Annotated in this window: 16 protein-coding genes and 1 pseudogene; 1 reads left to right on the top strand and 16 read right to left on the bottom strand. The window is 64.0% G+C overall.

Annotated features, from left to right (window positions below):
- The first annotated feature begins 291 nt into the window (after positions 1-291).
- Positions 292-2451: a bifunctional diguanylate cyclase/phosphodiesterase gene (locus PVE98_RS07125; protein ID WP_096073411.1), complete on the top strand. Its 2160-nt coding sequence runs from the start codon at positions 292-294 to the stop codon at positions 2449-2451.
- A 39-nt stretch (positions 2452-2490) separates the two neighbouring features.
- Here the strand turns inward: PVE98_RS07125 and PVE98_RS07120 are convergent, their stop codons facing one another.
- The 16 genes and pseudogenes from PVE98_RS07120 to PVE98_RS07045 form a co-directional block, all read right to left on the bottom strand.
- Positions 2491-3333: an oxidoreductase gene (locus PVE98_RS07120; RefSeq protein ID WP_033749924.1), complete on the bottom strand. Its 843-nt coding sequence runs from the start codon at positions 3331-3333 to the stop codon at positions 2491-2493.
- Positions 3334-3450: 117 nt separating this feature from the next.
- The gene (locus PVE98_RS07115; RefSeq protein ID WP_333621426.1) at positions 3451-5229 is read right to left on the bottom strand and encodes a thiamine pyrophosphate-requiring protein; all 1779 of its coding nucleotides are present in this window, start codon (positions 5227-5229) and stop codon (positions 3451-3453) included.
- Positions 5230-5285: 56 nt separating this feature from the next.
- Positions 5286-7247, bottom strand: coding sequence for a hydantoinase B/oxoprolinase family protein (locus tag PVE98_RS07110; RefSeq protein ID WP_096073920.1), 1962 nt, complete (start codon positions 7245-7247; stop codon positions 5286-5288).
- A gap of 2 nt (positions 7248-7249) precedes the next feature.
- A complete protein-coding gene (locus PVE98_RS07105; RefSeq protein WP_096073413.1) occupies positions 7250-9301 on the bottom strand; it encodes a hydantoinase/oxoprolinase family protein in 2052 nt (683 codons plus the stop codon).
- Positions 9302-9350: 49 nt separating this feature from the next.
- Entirely contained in the window at positions 9351-9764 is a 414-nt protein-coding gene (locus PVE98_RS07100) for a GNAT family N-acetyltransferase (protein WP_407568557.1), read from the bottom strand.
- Positions 9765-9953: 189 nt separating this feature from the next.
- Positions 9954-10232: a type II toxin-antitoxin system mRNA interferase toxin, RelE/StbE family gene (locus PVE98_RS07095; protein ID WP_033749928.1), complete on the bottom strand. Its 279-nt coding sequence runs from the start codon at positions 10230-10232 to the stop codon at positions 9954-9956.
- Positions 10233-10260: 28 nt separating this feature from the next.
- Positions 10261-10521, bottom strand: a complete 261-nt coding sequence (locus PVE98_RS07090; RefSeq protein WP_033749930.1) for a type II toxin-antitoxin system RelB/DinJ family antitoxin — start codon at positions 10519-10521, stop codon at positions 10261-10263.
- A 93-nt stretch (positions 10522-10614) separates the two neighbouring features.
- Entirely contained in the window at positions 10615-11127 is a 513-nt protein-coding gene (locus tag PVE98_RS07085; RefSeq protein ID WP_033749932.1) for an Lrp/AsnC family transcriptional regulator, read from the bottom strand.
- Positions 11128-11268: 141 nt separating this feature from the next.
- On the bottom strand, positions 11269-12585 hold the full coding sequence (gene gabT / locus PVE98_RS07080) for a 4-aminobutyrate--2-oxoglutarate transaminase (protein WP_096073415.1): 1317 nt from the start codon (positions 12583-12585) through the stop codon (positions 11269-11271).
- 113 nt (positions 12586-12698) lie between these two features.
- Positions 12699-13833, bottom strand: a pseudogene (locus PVE98_RS07075) (M20 aminoacylase family protein).
- A 5-nt stretch (positions 13834-13838) separates the two neighbouring features.
- Positions 13839-14765 carry a glyoxylate/hydroxypyruvate reductase A gene (locus PVE98_RS07070; RefSeq protein ID WP_033749937.1) on the bottom strand — a complete coding sequence of 309 codons (927 nt, stop codon included), beginning with the start codon at positions 14763-14765 and terminating at the stop codon, positions 13839-13841.
- Positions 14765-15613 (bottom strand): GNAT family N-acetyltransferase, encoded by an 849-nt coding sequence (locus PVE98_RS07065; protein ID WP_096073417.1) that lies wholly within the window; start codon positions 15611-15613, stop codon positions 14765-14767. The genes PVE98_RS07070 and PVE98_RS07065 overlap by 1 nt, the downstream gene beginning before the upstream one ends.
- A 10-nt stretch (positions 15614-15623) precedes the next feature.
- Entirely contained in the window at positions 15624-16955 is a 1332-nt protein-coding gene (locus PVE98_RS07060; RefSeq protein WP_096073418.1) for an FAD-binding oxidoreductase, read from the bottom strand.
- A gap of 157 nt (positions 16956-17112) precedes the next feature.
- On the bottom strand, positions 17113-18777 hold the full coding sequence (locus PVE98_RS07055; protein WP_033749943.1) for an ABC transporter ATP-binding protein: 1665 nt from the start codon (positions 18775-18777) through the stop codon (positions 17113-17115).
- Positions 18774-19622 (bottom strand): ABC transporter permease, encoded by an 849-nt coding sequence (locus tag PVE98_RS07050; RefSeq protein WP_033749946.1) that lies wholly within the window; start codon positions 19620-19622, stop codon positions 18774-18776. Before PVE98_RS07050 ends, PVE98_RS07055 begins: the two co-directional genes overlap by 4 nt.
- A complete protein-coding gene (locus tag PVE98_RS07045) occupies positions 19619-20575 on the bottom strand; it encodes an ABC transporter permease (protein ID WP_033749949.1) in 957 nt (318 codons plus the stop codon). Before PVE98_RS07045 ends, PVE98_RS07050 begins: the two co-directional genes overlap by 4 nt.
- Positions 20576-20577: the final 2 nt, after the last annotated feature.

Genomic DNA, 20577 nt, shown 5'->3' with positions numbered 1-20577 from the left:
GAGTGGGGAGCGCAGCGATAAGTCCGGCTGCGTGTTGGCCACTACCTTGACCTGCGCAGATGACAGAAGGGTGACCGTGCAGTGACGCGACGATGAATTCCAGCCGGAAGCGCCGGACGGCGCAGCCAGATGCGGCACAATTAATTAATGCTGCTGAACGGTTTCACCTGCGCAACGGGGCCTGTTTTTTGATGCATAATCAATAACAACCTTGCGCGCCAGTCAGCGTGCAGGCTGGAAGATTTCTGCCAGGCTAATAACTGACATATCTTTGCTACGTGAAAAATCAAAATGATTAACAGCGCCAAACTTTCCGCGGGCCTACGCGGCAGTTTTATTCGTGAAGTATTGCTGCCGCTGGCGGCGATTCTGCTGCTGACGCTGGCGGGCGCCGGAACCGGCCTTTTTCTCAGTACCGCTATCAGCAACCAGAAAGCTCAGGCGCAGCAGCAGCGAATGATCGAGGCTTCGTTTTCGCAGAGCCTGACGGAACATCAGCGCCAGCTGCACAGCCTGTCGAGTTGGGCGCCGCTGCAGGCGCATCTCGACGCGGCGCAGCCCGACCAGCGCTGGCTGGATGATAATGTCGGCCGCTGGCTCTACGAGATGTTCGGCCACCAGCTGATTATGGTGCTGGACGAGGCGCGTCGGCCGGTGCAGGCGTGGCGCGACGGCGCGCTGCTGGCCGACCCGACGCGCGATGCCGGCGTGCAGGCGATTTTGGCCAGCCTGCAGCTGCGCGCCGCGCCGCAGCGGGAGACGGCGGATCTCGCCCGCGTCGACGGTCGCGTGGCCGCGCTGGGGATCGGCGCCATCCGCCGCGATGCGCAGGCCGCGTCTCGCTTCATGCTGGTCAGTCTGAAGTATCTCGACGATGGCTACCTCGCCGCGCTGGCGGAGCGCAGCCAGCTCAAGGGACTACGCTTCTCCGACCCTGGCGCGCCGCCGGTTGCGCCGGCGCGCTTTATGCTGACGTCGCAGACAGACGGCGACGTCGGCTATATCAACTGGGAGCCGGCGCGGCCTGGCGCGGAGATGCTGCGCGCCATCGGCCCCTCAACCGGCGTCGCCGTGCTGGTGGTGACGCTGCTCTGCCTCTATATGGTTCGTCGGCTCTGGACCTCTTCCCTTAACCTGTCGCAGTCGATGCTGAAGCTCGGCGCCAGCGAAGCGCAGGCGCTGCACCTGGCGTTTCATGACGTGCTGACCGGACTGCCGAACCGCGCGCTGGTGGAAGATCGGCTGACCCAGGCGCTGGCGCTGGCGACGCGCCACGAGCAGCGCGTGGCGCTGCTGCTGATCGATCTCGACCGCTTTAAAAATATTAACGACACCTACGGCCATCACGCCGGCGACGAGCTGATTATCGCCGTAGCCCATCGTCTCGCCGGCCTGATGCGCCCCTGCGATACCGTGGGGCGCATCGGCGGCGACGAATTTCTGGTGGTGATGCCGGAAGTGGACAACATCGGGCAGGTCGAGGCGCTGGCGCAGCGTATTCTCGAGGCGCTCAGTCAGCCTTTTCCGCTGTTTGGCGGCGAAGTGTGGAGCGGCGCCAGCATCGGGCTGGTGCTGGCGCCGAAAGACGGGGTAGATCGTCAGGAGCTGGTGCGCAAAGCGGACATCGCGCTCTACGAAGCGAAAAGCAGCGGGCGCGGCAAATATCGCCAGTTTGAACGGGTGATGGACGAGTCGATCCGCACGCGACAGAGCATCGCCGCCGATCTGCGCGCCGCGCTGCAAAACTTTAAGGGGCTGGCGGTCTGGTACCAGCCGTTGATGGATATTGGTGGCAAGAATATGGTGGGCGTCGAGGCGCTGTTGCGCTGGGATCATCCGACGCGCGGCGCCATCCCGCCAGGGGATTTTATCGCCATCGCTGAAGAGACCGGGCTGATTATTCCGCTGGGCGAGTGGGTGCTGCGCGAAGCCTGCCTGACGCAACAGCGCTTTCCCGATTTGATGGTGGCGGTCAACGTCTCGCCGGTGCAGTTCCGCGCCACGGGGTTCGTCGCGCGCATGGTGGAGATCGTGCGCGAGAGCGGCGGCGATCCCCAGCGGATCGAGCTGGAGATCACCGAAGGGGTGCTGATAGAGGATGAGCATGAGGCGCGCGCCATTATCATCGCGCTGCGCGACGCCGGTTTCCGCATTGCGCTGGACGACTTCGGCACCGGCTACTCCAGCCTTAACTATCTCAGCACCTTCCCGGTGGATAAAATCAAGATTGATCGCTCTTTTACCCAGTCGCTGGGCGTGGCGGAGAATTCGGTGGCGATTATCGAATCGGTGGTGAAGCTGGGGCATGCGATGGGACTGACAGTGACGGCGGAAGGGGTCGAAACGCCGGGCCAGATGAGCGCGCTGGCCGACGCCGGCTGTAATCAGCTGCAGGGCTATCTGTTCAGCAAGGCGGTGCCGTTTGAGCGGCTGGAGGAGTGGAAACGCTAGCGAAAACGCGCGCTGCTGCGCAGCAGCGCGCAGGCTACGTTATTCGGGAAAGTCGGTCTCGACAGAGGTCTGCTTCCAGGCTTCAATCTGCGCCAGACGCTCTTTCAGCTTCGCCGTTACCGCGTCATAGCCCCAGGCGCCCATCACCAGATGGCGCGGCGGGTCATCGCGCTCGGTAATGGCGATCATCGCCTGCGCCGCGCGCGCCGGATCGCCCTTCTGCGTGCCGCTGTACTCTGAGGTCGCCTTCATGCGTGCGGCCGCGGTTTCCGCGTACTCCGGCAGCCTGCTCGGCGTCTGATGCAGCGAGCGGCCAGCCCAGTCGGTGCGGAACGGGCCCGGCTCGACGCAGGTGACGTGAATGCCGAGCGGCGCGGTCTCCAGCGCCAGCGAATCGGACCAGCCCTCGACCGCGTGCTTGCTGGCGGAGTAGTAGCCGGAGCTGGCGAAGCCGATGAAGCCCGCCACCGAGGTAATATTGATGATATGACCGCGACGCTGCTGGCGCATGGTCGGCAGTACCGCGCGCGTCAGGGCGAACAGGCCAAAAACGTTGGCGTCGAACTGGTCGCGGATCGCCTGTTCTTCACCCTCTTCCACCGAGCTCTGGTAGCCGTAGCCGGCGTTGTTCACCAGCACGTCGATAGTGCCGAATTTTTCCAGCGCCGCCTTAACCGCGCCGTCGATGCTCTGCGACTGGGTGACGTCGAGCGCCACCGCCAGCGCGTTGCTGTGGCCTTCCACCAGGTCGGCGACTTTCGCGGTGTCGCGCGCCGTCACCACTACGTTGAAGCCGCGCGCAATGGTCTGCTGCGCCAGTTCGCGACCAAAACCTGTCGAACATCCTGAAATAAACCATACCGGATTGTTATCTGTAGCCATGAGTGACTCCCAAACTGATTGGTGGCGAATCGCCTGAACCCCGACGCGAACGGCCTGGGGAAAGAGAGTGGGTAAGCGTAGCGGCCCGCGACCGGGCCGCTTAACGCTTCGTGCCTGTTACTTTTTATGCAGCAGCTGGCTGGCGGTGTCGCTGATAATTTGCGCCGCGCCGCGATCGCCCTTCGCCATCGAGCTCATAAAGGCTTTCGCCTGTTTAAAGGTGATGTGCGGCGGCAGCGGCGCCACTTCCGGATCGGTTTTCACCTCCAGCACCACCGGACGATCGGCGCTCAGCGCGCGTCGCCACGCATCTTCCAGCTCATCCGGGTTGTCGACGAAGATGCCCTGCAGGCCAAGCGATTCGGCAAACTGGGCGTAGCGCACGTCCGGCAGCAGCTGCGTCGCCTCGAAGCGCGCATTGCCCTCCATAACGCGCTGCTCCCAGGTGACCTGGTTCAGATCCTGATTGTTGAAGACGCAGACGATAAGGCGCGGATCGCTCCACTGCTGCCAGTATTTCTGAATGGTGATCAGCTCCGCCATATTGTTCATCTGCATCGCGCCGTCGCCAACCAGCGCTACCACCGGTTTGTCGGGATGGGCGAATTTAGCGGCAATGGCGTAAGGCACCGCCGCGCCCATGCAGGCGAGCCCGCCCGACAGCGTGGCGCGCTGACCCTGCTTGACGCGATAGTCGCGCGCGAACCAGTTGGCGCAGGAGCCGGAATCGGAGGTGACGATAGCGTTGTCGGGCAGCTGCGGCGACATCTCCCAGACCACGCGCTGCGGGTTAACCGGGTTAGCCGGCGCGTGGGCGCGATCTTCCATCACTTTCCACCAGTCGCGCACCTGCACCGCAATCTCCTCCTGCCAGCTGCGGTCCTCTTTATGCTCCAGCAGCGGCAGCAGCGCGCGCAGGGTTTCCGCCGCGTCGCCGTGCAGGTTCACTTCGCAGGGGTAACGCAGGCCAAGCATCGCCGGATCGATATCGATCTGCACCGCGCGCGCCTTGCCCTCTTCCGGCAGGAATTCGGTCCAGGGGAAGCCGCTGCCGATCATCAGCAGCGTGTCGCAGTTCTGCATCAGCTCCCACGAGGGTTTGGTGCCGAGCAGGCCGATAGAGCCGGTGACGAAGGGGGCGTCGTCCGGCAGCACATCTTTGCCGAGCAGCGCCTTGGCGACGCCCGCCGCCAGCACGTTGGCGGTCTGCACCACCTCCACCGCCGCGCCGCGCGCGCCCGCGCCGATGAGAATGGCGACTTTTTTCCCGGCGTTAAGCACCTCGGCGGCGCGCTGCAGATCGGCCTCGTAAGGCACCACTTTAGGACGCTGATAGCCGGGGCCGGAGTGGGTAAAGCCGTGCAGATGCTTCGGCGCTTCCCAGGGTTCGTCCTGAATATCTTTCGGCACAATCACCACCGCCACGCCGTTTTGCGCTTTGGCGATACGCACGCCACGGTCGATCAGATGACGTACCTGCGCCGGCGCGGCCGCCTCCTGCACAAAGTTGGCGACGTCGGCGAAGACGCGATCCAGATTCATCTCCTGCTGGTAGCTGGCGCCGCGCGCCGTGACCTCCGCCTGGCCGGCGATCGCCAGCACCGGCGCGTGATCCATTTTGGCGTCGTAGAGGCCGGTCAGCAGATGGGTCGCCCCCGGCCCGCCGGTCGAGAGGCAGACGCCCAGCTCGCCGGTAAACTTGGCGTGACCAGCCGCCATAAAGGCCGCCATCTCTTCGTGCCGCACCTGAATAAATTCAATGCCGTCGCCCTTCTCATTGGCGCGCTGGATGGCACCGAGCACACCGTTAATGCCGTCGCCGGGATAGCCGTAAATACGGGTTACGCCCCAGGCTTTTAGCCGCTGCACAAAGAAATCGCTGGTTTTCATGCTCATCGTTGTCGCCTCCTTGAAAATCCGTGTCAGAGAATAAGGGTAGTCGACAATCTGGCTTATTCGCCTGCTAATGCGGGAAAGCGCAGCCGTAACTCGCTGAATATTTGCGCCATATCCGCCGCTTCCCCTGCCTGCTCGACGGCGTGAAACACCTGGGTTTTCAGAAAATGACGCCAGCTGACCGGCGCGTCGGCGAGAAAGGCGGTGAGCGCACGGTAGCGTTGCGGCGTCCAGATCGCCTCGAATGCCTGGCGTGCCGCACCGTGATGAAAATGCGCCTCGACCTGCTGCGGCATCGCGGCGCGCAGCTGCGCCGTCGCCGCCTCATCTAACTCGCCGTCCGCTAGCGCCACGCCGTACTGCGCGCGCGCCGCCGCCGCGCTGAGAAAGCCGCAGCGCACGTCGCTGAGCACCGCCTCAACGTCGCGCTGCGACGGCAGGCCGTAGCCGCCCGCTCCTGGCCCGCGCACCTCGACCACATCGCCCGGCTGGCAGTGGATTACGTCGCGGTTGCCGTGCTCCAGCGTCTTGCCGTCACGCAGGGTGCGAAAATGAGAAAGCCCGCCCGCGCGCCCACCCGCCGCGCCCGCCGAGGCGAACACCGAACGGTTGCGGTTGCGCGCGGTGACGGTGGTCTCCGGCGTAAAGATCTCAAAGGCCATTTCGGTTGCCAGCCCGCCGCGAAAGCGTCCGGCGCCGGCGCTGTCGGGCGCCAGGCCGTAGCGCAGAAAGCGGATCGGCACCTCCGCTTCGTTGATCTCGATGGGGGTGTTTTTTAGAAAGGCGGAGAGCCCGCCGGAGCCGTCCGGGCCGTCGTGACGCGGCGTGCCGCCGGCGCCGCCGCCAACCGGGCCGAGCGACGCCACAACGCTGCGGTTGCGCGCGTCCAGCGTGCGGATATTCATAATCGAGTTGCCGCCCGGCGAGTTGGCCGGCAGCCGATCCGGCAGCGCCAGCGAAAAGACGCCGACGGTGGCGATTTGCGACAGCGCGCAGGTGAGCGAGCGCATGCCGACCGCGGCGGGCGCTTCGCAGTTCATCACCGTGCCCGACGGCAGAATGGCGCGTGTCGGGCGCAGCGTGCCGGCGTTAAGCAGCAGCCGCCGGTCCAGCGTCGAGAGCACGTAAGTCACGCCTACCAGCGCCAGCGGATGGCGCTCGCGGCCGCCGGTCGGCATGTTCAGCGACGAGGCGAGCTGCGGATCGCTGCCGGTATAGTCCAGCTCCAGCCGATCGCCGCACACTCGCAGCGTAATCGCCACGCGGCAGGGATAGCCGCCTTCGCCATCTTCGTCAGCGTAATCGGCGTAGAAGTATTCGCCGTCGGGGATGGTGCGGATAATGGCGCGCGCCTGCTGCTCGGCGTAGTCCAGGATCCCCTCAATGCCCTGCAGGAAATCCGCCGCGCCGAAACGGGCGACAATCTCGTGGATCTTGCGTTCGCCGATGTTGACCGAGGCGATTTGCGCTTTGAAGTCGCCCCAGTTCTGTTCCGGCACGCGCACGTTCAGCCGCAGGATACGCGCCACATCCTCGTTCAGTTCACCGTTGCGGACAATCTTCAGCGGCGGAATGCGGATGCCCTCCTGCACGATATCGGTCAGCGAGCGCGACAGCGAGGCGGGCACCGCGCCGCCGATATCGGTGTTGTGGATATGGCCGACCACGAAGCAGAGGATTTCGCCGCCGTAAAAGACCGGCTTCCAGATATGAATATCGGGGGAATGGGTGGCGACGTTGCCCGCATAGGCGTCGTTGGTAATGCAGATATCGCCTTCGTCGTAATTGTCGATCAACGCCAGCACCGGCGCATAGTCGATGCCGCTGTACCAGGGCGCGCCGAAGCTGCGCGGCGAGGCGAACGCCAGCCCTTCTCGGCTGACGATCTGGCAGGAGAAGTCCTCCGTCTCTTTAACAAAGGTGGAGTGCGCGGTGCGCATCAGGGTAAAGGCCATGGCGTCAGCCGCCGCCGCGCAGTAGTTAGCGAGTATTTGCAGATTACGTCCGTCGATAGCCACGATCACTTCTCCTCGCTCAGCGGGGTAATTAACAGATTGCCGAAGCTGTCCACATCGACCTGCATGCGCGGTGGCACGCAGGTGGTGCAGTCGTCCTGCGCCACGATAACCGGCCCGCGCAGCCGATGACCGGGACGCAGCGTCGCGCGCAGCACCAGATCGACCTGATGAAAAGCGCCGTCTATCCACGCTTTGACCTGCTTCGCCACCTGCACCGGCTCGCGGGCTGTGGGAAGGCGGTTCAGCGCCGGTTTCGGCGTAGGCGAGGCGATAACCAGCCGCAGGTTGATCAGCTGCACCGGCGCAGCGGCGTCGCTGTGGCCAAACAGCTGGTGATGCTGCTGGTCGAACGCCGCGTGCAGCGCCGCCACGTCGGCACTCGCCAGCCACGCCGCCTCCAGCGGCACGTCAATCTCGAACGACTGGCCGCGATAGCGCATATCGGCGCTGAACTGCAGCGTGAATGGCATCTCCTTGCCGTGCTCGGCCGCCAGCCAGGCCTGCGCCCGCTGGCTCAGGCCCTCCGCTTCGGAGGCGAGCCGATCCGCCAGCTGCGCGTTGAGATCGCCGTACAGCGTGCGGATAAAGTCGTTGCGGATATCCGCCACCAGCCCGCCCAACGCCGAGAGCACGCCCGGCGTCGGCGGCACAATAACGCCTTTCATGTTGAGTTCGCGCGCCAGAAAGCAGCCCATCATCGGCCCTGCGCCGCCGAAGGCGAGAAACCAGAACTCGCGCGGATCAAGGCCGAAGCGCGACAGCAGGCCGCTGGTGTCGCCGTACATGCTGGAGATCGCCAGCTCGATAGCGGTTTCGGCGGTCTGCTCCACCGAGACGCCGAGGCGATCGGCCAGCGGCTGCCAGGCGGCGCGCGCGGCGGCGACATCCACCTGCACGGCGTGGTAGCCGAGATCGCCATGGCCGATCATGCCGCAGGCGGCGAAGGCGTCGGTAGCAGTCGGCTGGGTGCCGCCGCGCTGAAAACAGACCGGGCCCGGCAGCGAACCGGCGCTGTCCGGCCCCATTTGCATCACGCCCTGCCCGTCGATCCACGCCAGCGAGCCGCCGCCCTGTCCGACAGAGGTCACCGCCACCGAGGGTATATAGATCGGGAAGTCGCCGATGATTTCGCCGTTGCCCTGCGCCACCTCGCCGTTAACGATCACCGCCACGTCGGCGCTGGTGCCGCCGATATCCAGGCTAAGGATGCAGTCGAAGCCGCAGGCGCTGGCGAGATAGCTGGCGCCGATCACGCCCGAGGCGGTGCCGGAGAGCACCATCTGCACGCATTCGCGCTTCGCCTGCTCGACGCCCATCACGCCGCCGTTGGATTTGGTGATGCGCGGCGGCGTGGTCACGCCTCTGGCGCGCAGCGCGCCTTCAAACTTCTCCAGATAGTTGATCACCATCGGCTGCACGTAGGCGTTGATGGCGGCGGTGATGGTGCGCTCATATTCGCGGATAATCGGCCAGATGTCGGCGGAACAGGAGGTCAGCAGGTCGGGCGCGACCTCTTCGACGATCGCCTTAACCGCCGCCTCGTTGTGCCCGTTGCGGTAGCTGTGCAGCAGCGCCACCACGATGCCCTGACAGCCCGCCGCGCGCGCGCCGTCGATGGCGGCCAGCACGCTCCCGCGATCGACGGGCTGCAGCACGTTGCCGTCGCGGTCGGTGCGCTCGTGGATGGCGAAGACGCGATCGCGACTAATCAGCGGCGCGGGCCGGCGGGAGAAGAGATCGTGGATATGGGGAATTTTCAGCCGCGCCAGCTCCAGCACGTCGCAAAAGCCGGCGGTGGCGAACAACGCCAGCCGGACGCCGCGCCGCTGGATAACTGCGTTGATGCCGACCGTGGTGCCGTGGGTAAAGTAGCCAATCTCTGTGGGATCGAGGCCGTCGCGCTCGGCGAACTGCGCCAGTCCGGTGAGAATTTCGCTGCCCGGCGCATCGGGCCGCGACAGCACTTTAAGGGTATGGATCTGGTTGGTTTGCCGATCCAGCACGGCGAAATCGGTAAAGGATCCGCCAATGTCCACGCCAACGCGGTAACGCATCTGTATCACTCCAGAGTCAGGAGAGAGGGAACTCCATCAGCTTGTGCGGCTACTGCACCACGCGCCAGCCAAGCCGCTGGTAGAGCTGATGGGCATCATTTGTCGAAAGCATCCAGCGCCGCACCGTGGCCAGTTCCGGATGCTCGCGCACGCAGCTTGCCAGCCAGCTGCCCAGGCCATGTCCACGCCACGCTTCATCGATAATGACGTCGCATAGCCAGCCGAAACGGGTGTAGTCGGTAATCAGCCGACCAAAACCGATCTGCGCGTCAACGTGATAGAGCCCGAACGGCAGCGATGCGGCGATGGCCCGCTCGGTGGCGGCGCGCGACTGCCCTTTCGCCCAGTAGGCGCGCTCGGCCAGCTGGAAATGAATCCAGTCCATATCTAGCCGCGCTCGTTTGGTAGAAAGGATAAAGGCGTCGCGCTGCCAGATATGGTCGGCGATGATGGGTGCGGTCATAAATAACTCCTTGTCGCGGCTTGGGTTTATAGTAAGCGCGCAGGCTCAGCCGACGCGGCTGAAGAGGCGCGGCGAACCGGTCAAATGCGGTGAAAAAAGCACGGAAAAGAAATTTTATGCTGCTTGAAAGAGGCTGGCTGCAGGCTTAAAAAAGCCCCATAGCGGGGCTGAATATAGAAATGCGCTTTGTTAAAACAGGTCGGCGTGCGTGCCGGTTCTTTCGAACCTTACTAGCTCATTTGTGATTTTGTAGATCAGTAGCCAGTCGGGTTCAATATGCGCATCTCTGTAACCGTTATAGTTGCCTTGGAGCGGATGATCTCTATAAGCCGCAGGCAGAGGCAATCGATTGTTGATGAGCAGCGACATAAGCGTTTTAAGTTTGCTCATCTCTTTGCGTCGCTTCTGCATCTTTTTCACGTCTTTGTAGAACTGGCTTGAGTAGGCAATTTCCTTTTGCTTAGCCATGAGGTTTCCTTCCCGTCGCGCTGCCCTGTTAAATACCTAACTGATCAAACAGATCCTTTTCATCTTTCGCTTTTTTCACGCCTTTCCCTTGCTCACTTGCTTCAATACTGCTGGCTGTAATGTCGTTGGGAATGCGCATATCAAAAGGCAGCGCCTTTTCCCTGGCGACCTTAGTCAGGGTGATGCGTACCAGGTCAGAGACGGTTAATCCCATTTCAGCCAGCACGGCGGCGGCTTCATTTTTTAATGTCTCGTCTATACGGGCGCGTACGAATGCATTTGCGGGCATAATCGTTCATCTCTCTTAAAGTAGAGAGAGTGTAGCTCAGCTGAGCTACAGCATCAAAGTGGTATATAAGTGATACGCAGTACGCGTTGAAAGCTACAGCGCGCCCAGCACGTCATTCTGCCGGGTAATCAGCGAGCGCAGCGGCACGCTGCTCTTCATTACCGGCGATTTGATCACGATATAGCTGAAGTATTTGTCGATGCCGATTTGCGCATCCAGCATCTTTTCTATCACTTCCTGATAGTGCTCGATGCTGCGGGTGATAAAACGCAACAGATAGTCGTAGCCGCCGGTAATCAGATGACACTCCATCAGCTCGTCCACGTCGCGCAGCGCGCTCTCGAACTTCATAAAATCTTCGCGGCGATGGCCGGAGAGCGTCACTTCGGTAAAGACCGTGACCGAATCGGTAATTTTAGTGAGATTGATATGGGCTTCATAGCCGGTGATAAAGCCCGCCTGTTCAAGGCGCTTGACGCGCTGCAGGCAGGGGCTGGGCGAAAGTCCCACGGCATCGGCGAGATTAACGTTGCTGATACGGCCATCTTTTTGCAGTTGCACCAGAATGTTGATATCGATGCGGTCAAGTTTCATTAAGCCGTTCATACCACCCCTCATTGTTAACCAATTGTGCAGGACGTGCTGATGGTATAACACGCTTTGCGCCGCCAGCGCCAGCGGTAACGCGCGCGTTATCCATCAGGAAAAATTATAATTATTCCAGCAATATCAATGAGGAAGATAGCATCAGCCCAGACGGCCGGTGGCGCGCGCCAGCGCAATATCGAAGATATGCAGCGCCTCCTCCAGCTGTGAATCCGTGGTGACAAGCGGCGCCAGGAAACGCACCACATTGCGCTGAACGCCGCATTTGATCAGCAGCAGCCCTTCCTGACAGGCGCTGTCGAGGATCTTCTGCGTCAGCGCGGCGTCAGGCTTGCCGGTCTCGAAGTCGAGGATCTCTACCGCCAGCATAAAGCCGAGGCCGCGCACGTCGCCGATGCAGGCGTACTTCTCCGCCAGCAGCTGTAGCCGCGCCAGCAGCTGTTCGCCAAGCACATTCGCCCGCGCCAGCAGGTTGTCATGCTCGAGCAAATCAAGCACCGCCAGCGCCGCCGCGCAGCCCAGCGCGTTGCCGCCGTAGGTGCCGCCCAGGCCGCCCGGCGTTGGCGCGTCCATGATCGCCGCCTTGCCCACCACGCCGGAGATCGGCAGGCCGCCGCCGAGGCTTTTGGCCACCGTTACCAGATCGGGTTTGATATTGAGATGCTGGAAGGCGAACATTTTTCCGGTGCGGCCAAAGCCGGTCTGCACTTCATCGCAGATCAGCACGATGCCGTGCTGCTCGGTAATGCGGCGCAGCGCCTGCATAAACGCCGGACCGGCGGGCAGGAAGCCGCCGTCGCCCTGCACCGGTTCGATAATGATCGCCGCCACGCGCTCCGGCGCGATCTGCACGGCGAAAAGCTGATCCAGCGCCTTCAGGCAGTCCACTTCCGTCACGCCGTGCAGCGGATTAGGAAACGGCAGTCGATAGATATCCGCCGGGAACGGGCCAAAATTCTGCTTATAGGGCTGGCTCATACCGGTCAGGGTCACGCCCAGCAGCGTACGCCCGTGAAAGGCGCCGTCGAAAGCGATCACGCCGGAGCGGTTGGTGTGTGCGCGGGCGATTTTAACCGCGTTCTCTACCGCCTCTGCGCCGCTGGTAAAGAAGACGCTCTTGTAGGCTTCTTCGCCGCCGACCAGCTGATTAAGCCGCTGCGCCAGTTCGATATAGCCCGGATAGGCCACCACCTGAAAACAGGCGTGCGAGACAAGGCCCAGCTGACGCGTAACCGCATTGACCACCGCCGGATGGTTGTGCCCGACGTTGAGCACGCCGATACCGCCGACGAAGTCGAGATAGCGGTTGCCCTCGACGTCCCAGACTTCGCTGCCCCTGGCGCGCTCAATCACCAGCGGATGGGCGGTCACCACGCCGCGCGGCACATTCTGCTCGCGCGCGTCCAGCAGCAAACTGTTGTCTGAATAGGTCTGTTGTTCGGCCATGACATTCTGCATTTTTATACCTCATCCACGTAACGTTCGGTTGGCTCAAGTATCGCAACCCACTGGTTTCGCATGCTGCCGTTATGGGTAGTGCTGCGGCATATCCTGTTAAAATGCGTGCCCTTTCAGCAGGGAAATTTCTTAACGCAGCGCGCGTCGGGCGAGTGCCGTCCAGGCGCGTACGCCGTAAGGGATCAGCGCGTCGTTGAAGTCGTAGGCGGAGTGGTGCAGCGGCCGCGAAGGCGCGGAGCCGATCCAGAGATAGGCGCCGGGTTTCACCTGCAGCATAAAGGCGAAATCCTCCGAGGTAAGCGCGGGCTGCCGCGCGACGCCGGCGCTGAAACCCGCCTCGCTGAGCGCCGCTAAGGCGAGATTCACCTCCGCCTCGCTATTTACCGTGGCCGGGTAGTAACGCAGATAGCTGACCTCCGCCTGCAGCCCGTGCGCGGCGGTGACGTGCCGCGCCATCTCGCGCAGCCGCGCTTCAAGCGTATCCTGCGCCGTCGGGCTAAAGGTGCGCACCGTGCCGGTGATCGACGCCTCCGCCGGGATCATATTGTGCGAAAAGCCGCCCTGTATGCGCGTCACGCTCAGCAGCGCCGCCTCGCAGGGATCGATGGCGCGCGCCACCAGCGTATTGAGCTGCACCACCAGCTCGCTGGCCGCCAGCAGCGTGTCGCGCGTCAGATGCGGCTGCGCGGCATGGCCGCCACCGCCTTTGACCGTAATATCGAAGCGATCCGCCGCCGCCATAATGGCGCCGGGCCGGGTCTGCACCTCGCCGAGCGGCAACTCCGGCCAGTTGTGCAGCACATAGACCGTCTCGCAGGGAAAGCGGCTGAACAAGCCGTCGTCGATCATCGCCTTCGCGCCCGCCAGCCCCTCTTCCGCCGGCTGAAAGATAAAGCAGAGGGTGCCGTCGAGATCCTCGGCTGCGGCCAGCTGCTGCGCCGCGCCGAGCAGCATCACGGTATGGCCGTCGTGGCCGCAGGCGTGACAGACGTTTTCCGTCCTGCTTTTCCAGGGCGCGTCGCCCTGATCCTGCATCGGCAGCGCGTCCATATCGGCGCGCAGGCCGATAACGCGCGGACTGTCGCCGCGCTTCAGCACGCCGACCACGCCGGTTTGGCCGATATCGCGATAGACCTCCAGTCCGAGCTGCTGCAGAAAGCGCGCCACGATATCGCTGGTGCGCCTCTCCTGATAGCCGAGTTCCGGGTGGGCGTGCAGATCGCGTCGCAGCGCGATAAGAGAGTCAATGTCCATCAGTAACCTCGCGCGCGGTCGATAAGGCCGATCATCGGCTCGCCGCGCTGATAGCGACGCAGGTTCTCCAGCAGCGCGGCGACGGCGCTCTCGTTTTGCGTCTGGCTGGCGATGTGCGGCGTCAGCCAGATGGCGGGATGACGCCAGAAAGGATGCGACGGCGGCAGCGGTTCGGGATCGGTGACGTCGATCACCGCCGCGCCGAGTCGGCCGCTGTCGAGCGCCGACAGCAGATCGGCATGATTAAGCTGTGCGCCGCGTCCCGCCTGCACCAGCGCCGCGCCGGGCGGCAGCTGCGCAAACAGATTGCGGTTAAGCAGGCCGCGCGTCTCCGCCGTTAACGGCAGCAAGCAGACCAGTATGTCGCAGCGCGCCAGAAAGTCGCCCAGCTGCGCCGCGCCGTGAAAGCACTGCACGCCGTCGAGCTGGCGCGACGTCCGGCTCCAGCCTGCGCAGTCGAAACCGAGCGAGACCAGCTGGCGTAGCGCCGCCTGGCCCAGCTCGCCCAGCCCCATGACGCCGACCCGTCGCGCGGCGGCGGGCGTAACGCTGTGCGCCTGCCAGCGCGCTTCGCGCTGCTGTTGCAGGTAGCGCGGCATGTCGCGATGGATGCCGAGCACCGCAAAGGTCACGTACTCCACCATGCCCTGCGTCAGTCCCGGCTCGATCATGCGCACCACCGGCAGGTCGGGCGGCAAGGCGGCGAGATCGAACTGATCCGCGCCCGCGCCTACCGACAGCAGCGCTTTCAGGCCAGGAAAGGTTTCCAGCAGCCTCTCCGGCGGCTGCCAGGCGATCAGCATCTCCACCTCCAGCGGGTCGCCGATGTCGGGCCAGAGATGCAGCTGAATATCGGGCGCGTGCTGCGCCAGCCACTGCTGCCACAGCGCGCCGCGCTGGGGATCCGATTTATAGAGGATATGCATCAGGCCATCGCCTGGGTCATCAGGCCGAACGCCTGCATGCCGCTCGCTGGCGGCGCCCAGGGCGTGCCGCGCACCATGGTGGTGGGGTTATCTACCTGCGCCAGGCCGAGCGTGGCGAGCCAGGGGGCCAGCGGCAGCGCGGCGTCGGTGTCGATACGGACAAATTCGCCGCGCAGGCCCTGCATCAGCGAGGCGACCAGCGCCTGCGCTGTCGGGAAATCCGACGCGATAACCGGCCCAATCGCCCAGCCGTGGCCGAAGCGGCGCAGGCTGGCGAAACCGCGGATGTCGCCCTGCACGTCTTCCAGCAGCACCGTCTGATGCTGGTTAATCAGGTGATCGATCAGCTGCGGACGCAGCATGCCGTGCGCCTGCTGGTCGAGGGCGGTGAGGGAAGACGCATCCTGCGCCTGCGCGCGGCGCAGCGTTAATCCCGTCGGGATAGCCACGGGCGGCACCGCCTCCAGCGCACGCGTCTGGTGCTGGAGAATCAGCCCGGTCGTCACAAAGCCGAGCTTTTCATACAGCCCTTTGCCCATCTCGGTGGCGTGCAGCCGCACGTTATAGTCGGGCACTTTTTCCAGCAGGGTCAGCATCAGCTGCTTGCCCAACCCGCGCCCCTGCTGCTGGCCATCCACGATCACCAGCCCGATGGTGGCGGCGCGTTCGCCCCAGCGCCAGAGGATGGCGCTGCCGAGCAGCTTGCCCTGCTCTTCAATTACCACGCCTTCGCCTAGCGCCAGCGCCTGCTGCCAGTCTTCGCGGCGATGCGGCCACTTCAGCTGCTGCGTCATGGCGTAGCAGGATTCGATATCGTGCGCCTTCATGGCGCGAAAAGTAGTGGTCATGCGTTGCTCCTTACATCATGCCAGGCGTTTCAAGTGCGCTGCCGTCAACCAGACGGCTGTAGCGATAAGGTGTAGGGTCGACAATCGGCGCGTCGCTGGCGGCGAGATCGGCGGCGAGCCGTCCCGCGCCCGGCCCGATGCCGAAGCCGTGCGCGCTGTAGCCGGCCGACAGCACCAGGCCCGGCAGCTGCGCCACGGTGGAGATGACCGGAATGGCGTCGGGCGTGCTGTCGATCATGCCGCCCCAGGCCTGCGCCAGCTTAAGACCCGCCAGCGCCGGGTATTCGTTGCGCATCGCGTCCAGCCCCGCCTGCACGGTCGCCGCGTCGGCAGCGGGATCGAGAATGCGCGCGCGCTCAAACGGCGATTCGCGATCGAAGGCCCAGCCGCCGAGCGCTTCCGGGCCGTGGAAAAAGGGTTTAAGTCTCATGTTCAGGCGCAGATTTTTACGGCGGCTCTTAAAAACAGGATAGAAGTGGCGCGCATAGCGGATGCCCTGCGCGCCCGGCTCCAGGCGGCCGCGCCCGGATACGGAAACGGTATAGCTGCCGTCGAGCTGCGGACGGCAGGCGAAGCCTGGCGTATAGAGCGGCATCGCAATCGCCTGCGCGATGGGCTGGGTGCGAAACGCGGTGCCGATAACGTTGCCGAGCGGCAGGTCGATGCCGTGGCGGCGGCAGAACATTGAGGTCCATGCGCCTGCGGCGCAGATCACGCGGCTGGTTTTGATCAGGCCGCGCTCGGTCCAGACGCCGCTGACGCGACCGGCGGCAATGTCCAGCCCGCGTACCGCGCACTGCTGGAACACCCGCGCGCCGAGCCGCTGGGCGGCAATCGCCAGGCCCGGTGCGGCCAGGCGGGGTTCGGCATGGCCGTCGGTCGGCGATGAGACGCCGCCGAGCCAGCGCGTGGTGCTGCCGGGCGTCATCGCTTTCGCCCGATCCGCCGTCAGGATCTCGCTCTGCACATCATAATTTTTCGCCATGCGGTTCCAGCGCTCCCATGCGGCGATATCCGCCTCGCTGCGCGTCGCGTAGATCAGGCCGCTGCGGCGGAAGCCCAGCTCTTCGCCGGTCTCTTCGCCCAGTTCGCCCCAGCGCTGGAGCGCGTAGATGATCAGCGGCAGCTCGCGCTCGTCTCGGTTCTGCTGGCGGCACCAGCCCCAGTTGCGGCTCGACTGTTCGGCCCCGACCAGGCCTTTTTCCAGCAGCGCCACCGTCAGCCCTTTTTTGGTCAGTTCCCAGGCCGCGGCGGCACCGGCGATACCGGCACCGATAATCACCACGTCGACGGCGTCGGGGAAGTCGACGCTGTCCTGTACATAGCGGAGTGGAGCGGGCATAGCGTTGATACCTCTTTTTTTGCAGTGAAAAGCTACCATGTCAGAGCGTTATCTGCGCAGCCAGATTGTTCACGGCCAGCGCACAGCCACCGGAGCGTACTCAAGTACGTGAGAATGGCGCGCACTGCCCGGGAACAATATGGCAAGCAAGATAGCCCTATTCCGCTTTTAAAATCTCTTCGTGCTCATCCAGCCACCCCTGCCGCAGCTCCGGCACCGCGCGCTTCAGGCGCTCGAAATAGAGCTCGCTGGTGGGCTTGTCGTAATCTTCCCGCGCCAGTTGGGTGACGATGCGTCCCGACTTCATCACCACGATGTTGTCGCACACCGCCCGCACCGCGTGCATATCGTGGCTGATAAACAGCACCGACAGGCCCAGCTCGCGCCGCAGCTCGCTGATAAGATCCAGCACCGCCGCCGCGACCACGGTGTCGAGCGCCGAGGTCACTTCGTCGCACAGGATCAGATCCGGCTCCGCCGCCAGCGCGCGCGCCAGATTAACGCGCTGCTTCTGACCGCCGGAGAGCGCCCAGGGCCGCCGCCAGAGCACGCTGCGCGGCAGCTTCACCAGATCGAGCAGCTGATGCAGGCGCTGAGTCAGCGCCTGGCCGCGCAGGCCGTGAAACAGCGCCAGCGGCCGCGACAGGATGCGCTCGACGCTGTGCGCCGGATTGAGCGCGGTGTCCGCCATCTGAAACACATACTGAATGCGGCGCAGCTCGTTGTCAGGCCGCTTGTGCATATCGCCGGCGATATAGTGGCCGTTAAACAGCATATGACCGTGACAGGGGGCGTTGAGCCCGGCGATGGCGTGCGCCAGGGTGGTTTTACCCGAGCCTGACTCGCCGATAATGCCGATCGCCTGCCCTTTCCACAGCTGGAGATTGATATCTTCGAGGATGCGGATCTTCGGCTGGCCGTCGCTGCCGCGCGGGCCGTAGCCGGCGCTGAGGTCGCGCACCTCCAGCAGCGGCTGCCGCTCGCCGCTCTCCGCGCGCCACGGGCTGGGGCGCTCTTGCTGACGCGCCGCGTCCATCAGCAGCCGCGTGTAGTCCGCCTGCGGCGCGCCGATCAGCCGTTCGGTGGTGCCGTATTCGGCGATCTGGCCGCGCAGCAACACCAGAATGCGGTCCGCCATCTGCGCCACCACCGCCAGATCGTGACTGACGTAGATGGCGGTGACGCCGCGCTGCGCCACCACGCGACGAAAGGCCTTCAGCACTTCCACCTGCGTAGTGACGTCAAGCGCGGTGGTCGGCTCGTCGAGGATCACCACGTCGGGATCGCCGATCAGCGCCATCGCGGTCATCAGACGCTGCAGCTGCCCGCCGGAGACCTGATGCGGCCAGCGGTCGCCGATGGTGTCGGGATTGGGCAGCGCCAGCTCGCGGAACAGCGCCACCGCTTTGGCTTTCGCCGCTTTGCGCGTCATGGTGCCGTGGATCACCACCGGTTCAATCACCTGATCGATGATCTTCATGCCGGGATTAAACGAGGCCGCCGCGCTCTGGGCGATATAGGCGACTTTGTTGCCGCGAAACGCGCGCAGCTGCTGCGGGCTCAGGCTGTTGACGTCGACGCCCGCCACATGAATATTGCCCTCGGCGATGCGGCAGCCGGGACGGGCATAGCCCATCAGCGCCATGGCGATGGTGGTTTTTCCCGATCCCGATTCGCCGATCAGGGCGAGCACTTCCCCTTTCTGCACGGTAAAACGGATATCCGACACCAGGTCGATCGGGTCGCCCCTGTCGCTCTGCGCCGTGACGCGCAGCTTTTCCACCGAGATCACCGGCATTGCGGTATGCGGCATCACGTTCATACGCCCTCCTTCGCCAGCGTCAGCGGACGCATCTGTTGCAGGCTATCGATAAACAGGTTGGCGCCGATGGTCAGGCTGGCGATGGCCAGCGCAGGCATCAGCACCGCCGGCGAGCCATCAAACAGCCCCTGAATGTTTTCGCGCACCAGGGTGCCCCAGTCGGCATAGGGCGGCTGGACGCCGAGGCCGAGAAAGCTCAGGCCGCTCAGCAGCAGCACGATATAGACGAAGCGCAGTCCGAAATCCGCCAGCATCGGATGCACCATATTGGGCAGAATATCGTGAATGGCGACGTACCAGCGGCTTTCGCCGCGCAGCCGCGAGGCACGCACGTAGTCCATATTGCGCAGGCTGCCCGCCATGGCGAAGGCGATGCGGAACGCGCCCGGCCAGTAGGTGAAGATGGCGGTAAGCAGCAGCATCGGCAGCGACGAGCCGAAAACCGCCACGATCATCAGCGACAGCACCTTGCCCGGCAGCACCAGCATGGCGTCGTTGACGCGGCCGAGGATCTCCTCCAGCCAGCGGCCGGTCACCGCCGCCAGCAGCGCCAGCAGCGTGCCGATCAGGCTGGCGCCGATCGCCGCGCCCAGCGCCAGGCCGATAGAGAACTTCGCGCCGTAGAGAATGCGGCTGAGAATATCGCGCCCCAGCGCGTCGGTGCCGAGCCAGTTGTCGGCGGTAAAGCCGCCGAACAGCGGGCCGCCGCCGATATCTTCGACGTTGTGCGGCGCCAGCTGGTTGCCGAACAGCGCCATCAGCAGCCAGAAGATGGATACCGTCAGGCCGAGCCGCCCGGAGATCGACAGCGACTGAAAGAAACGAACGGGAAGTAAAGTATTCATGCGCTTCTCCATTTCGGGTTGAAGGCGATGGTCAGCACGTCGGCCAGCAGCAGCAGCAGCAGATAGCAGCCGGCGAACAGCATTACGCAGAACTGCACCACCGGCAGGTCGCGGTTGCTGACCGCATCCACCAGCTGGCTGGCGAGGCCGGGATAGCTGAAGATGGTTTCGATAATGATGACGCCGCCGAACAGATAGGAGAGGCTGAGCGAAATGGCGTTGGCGATAGGGCCGACCGCGTTAGGCAAGGCGTGGCGCAGCACGGCGCGCAGCGGCGAAACGCCTTTCAGCAGCGCCATCTCCAGATAGGGGCTGTCGAGCTGGTTGATAATGGCGGCGCGCGTCATGCGCGCCATCTGCGCCACCAGCACGCAGCAGAGCGTCAGCACCGGCAGCGCGTAGGCTTTCAGATAGCTGACCAGATCCATATTGGGCGAGCCGAAGGACATGGCCGACACCCAGTGCAGCTTCACGGCGAAGATCAGCACCGCCACCGTCGCCACCAGAAACTCCGGCACCGCCACCGTCGCCATGGTGCCGATCACCAGCACGCGATCCAGCAGCGAGCCGCGCGTCATCGCTGCCGTTATGCCGATCAGCAGCGCCAGCGGCACGCAGATCAGCGTGGTGATCGCCGCCAGCTCAAAGGTGGCGGGAATGCGCTGCGCCACCAGCTGCATCACCGGCAGGTGGCTGGCGAACGAGGTGCCGAAGTCGCCCTGCAGCATGCCGCCCAGCCAGCTGAAGTAGCGCAGCAGCAGCGGCTGATCCAGCCCGAGCTGGGCGCGCAGCGCCGCCACCGTCTCCGGCGTGGCGTTTTGCCCAAGGATCATCTGCGCCGCGTCGCCCGGCAGCAGGCTGGTGATAAAGAACACCACCGCCGAGACGATCAGCAACGTCAGGATGCCGGCGCCGGTGCGCCGGGCGATCAGGAACAGCATGTATCGGTTCATCG

The organism is Pantoea sp. GABEPS69 (assembly GCF_045780835.1).
Taxonomy (GTDB): Bacteria; Pseudomonadota; Gammaproteobacteria; order Enterobacterales; family Enterobacteriaceae; genus Pantoea; species Pantoea septica.
Note: the sequence above shows the minus strand (reverse complement) of the source record. Positions and strands in the feature narration are given on the sequence as shown.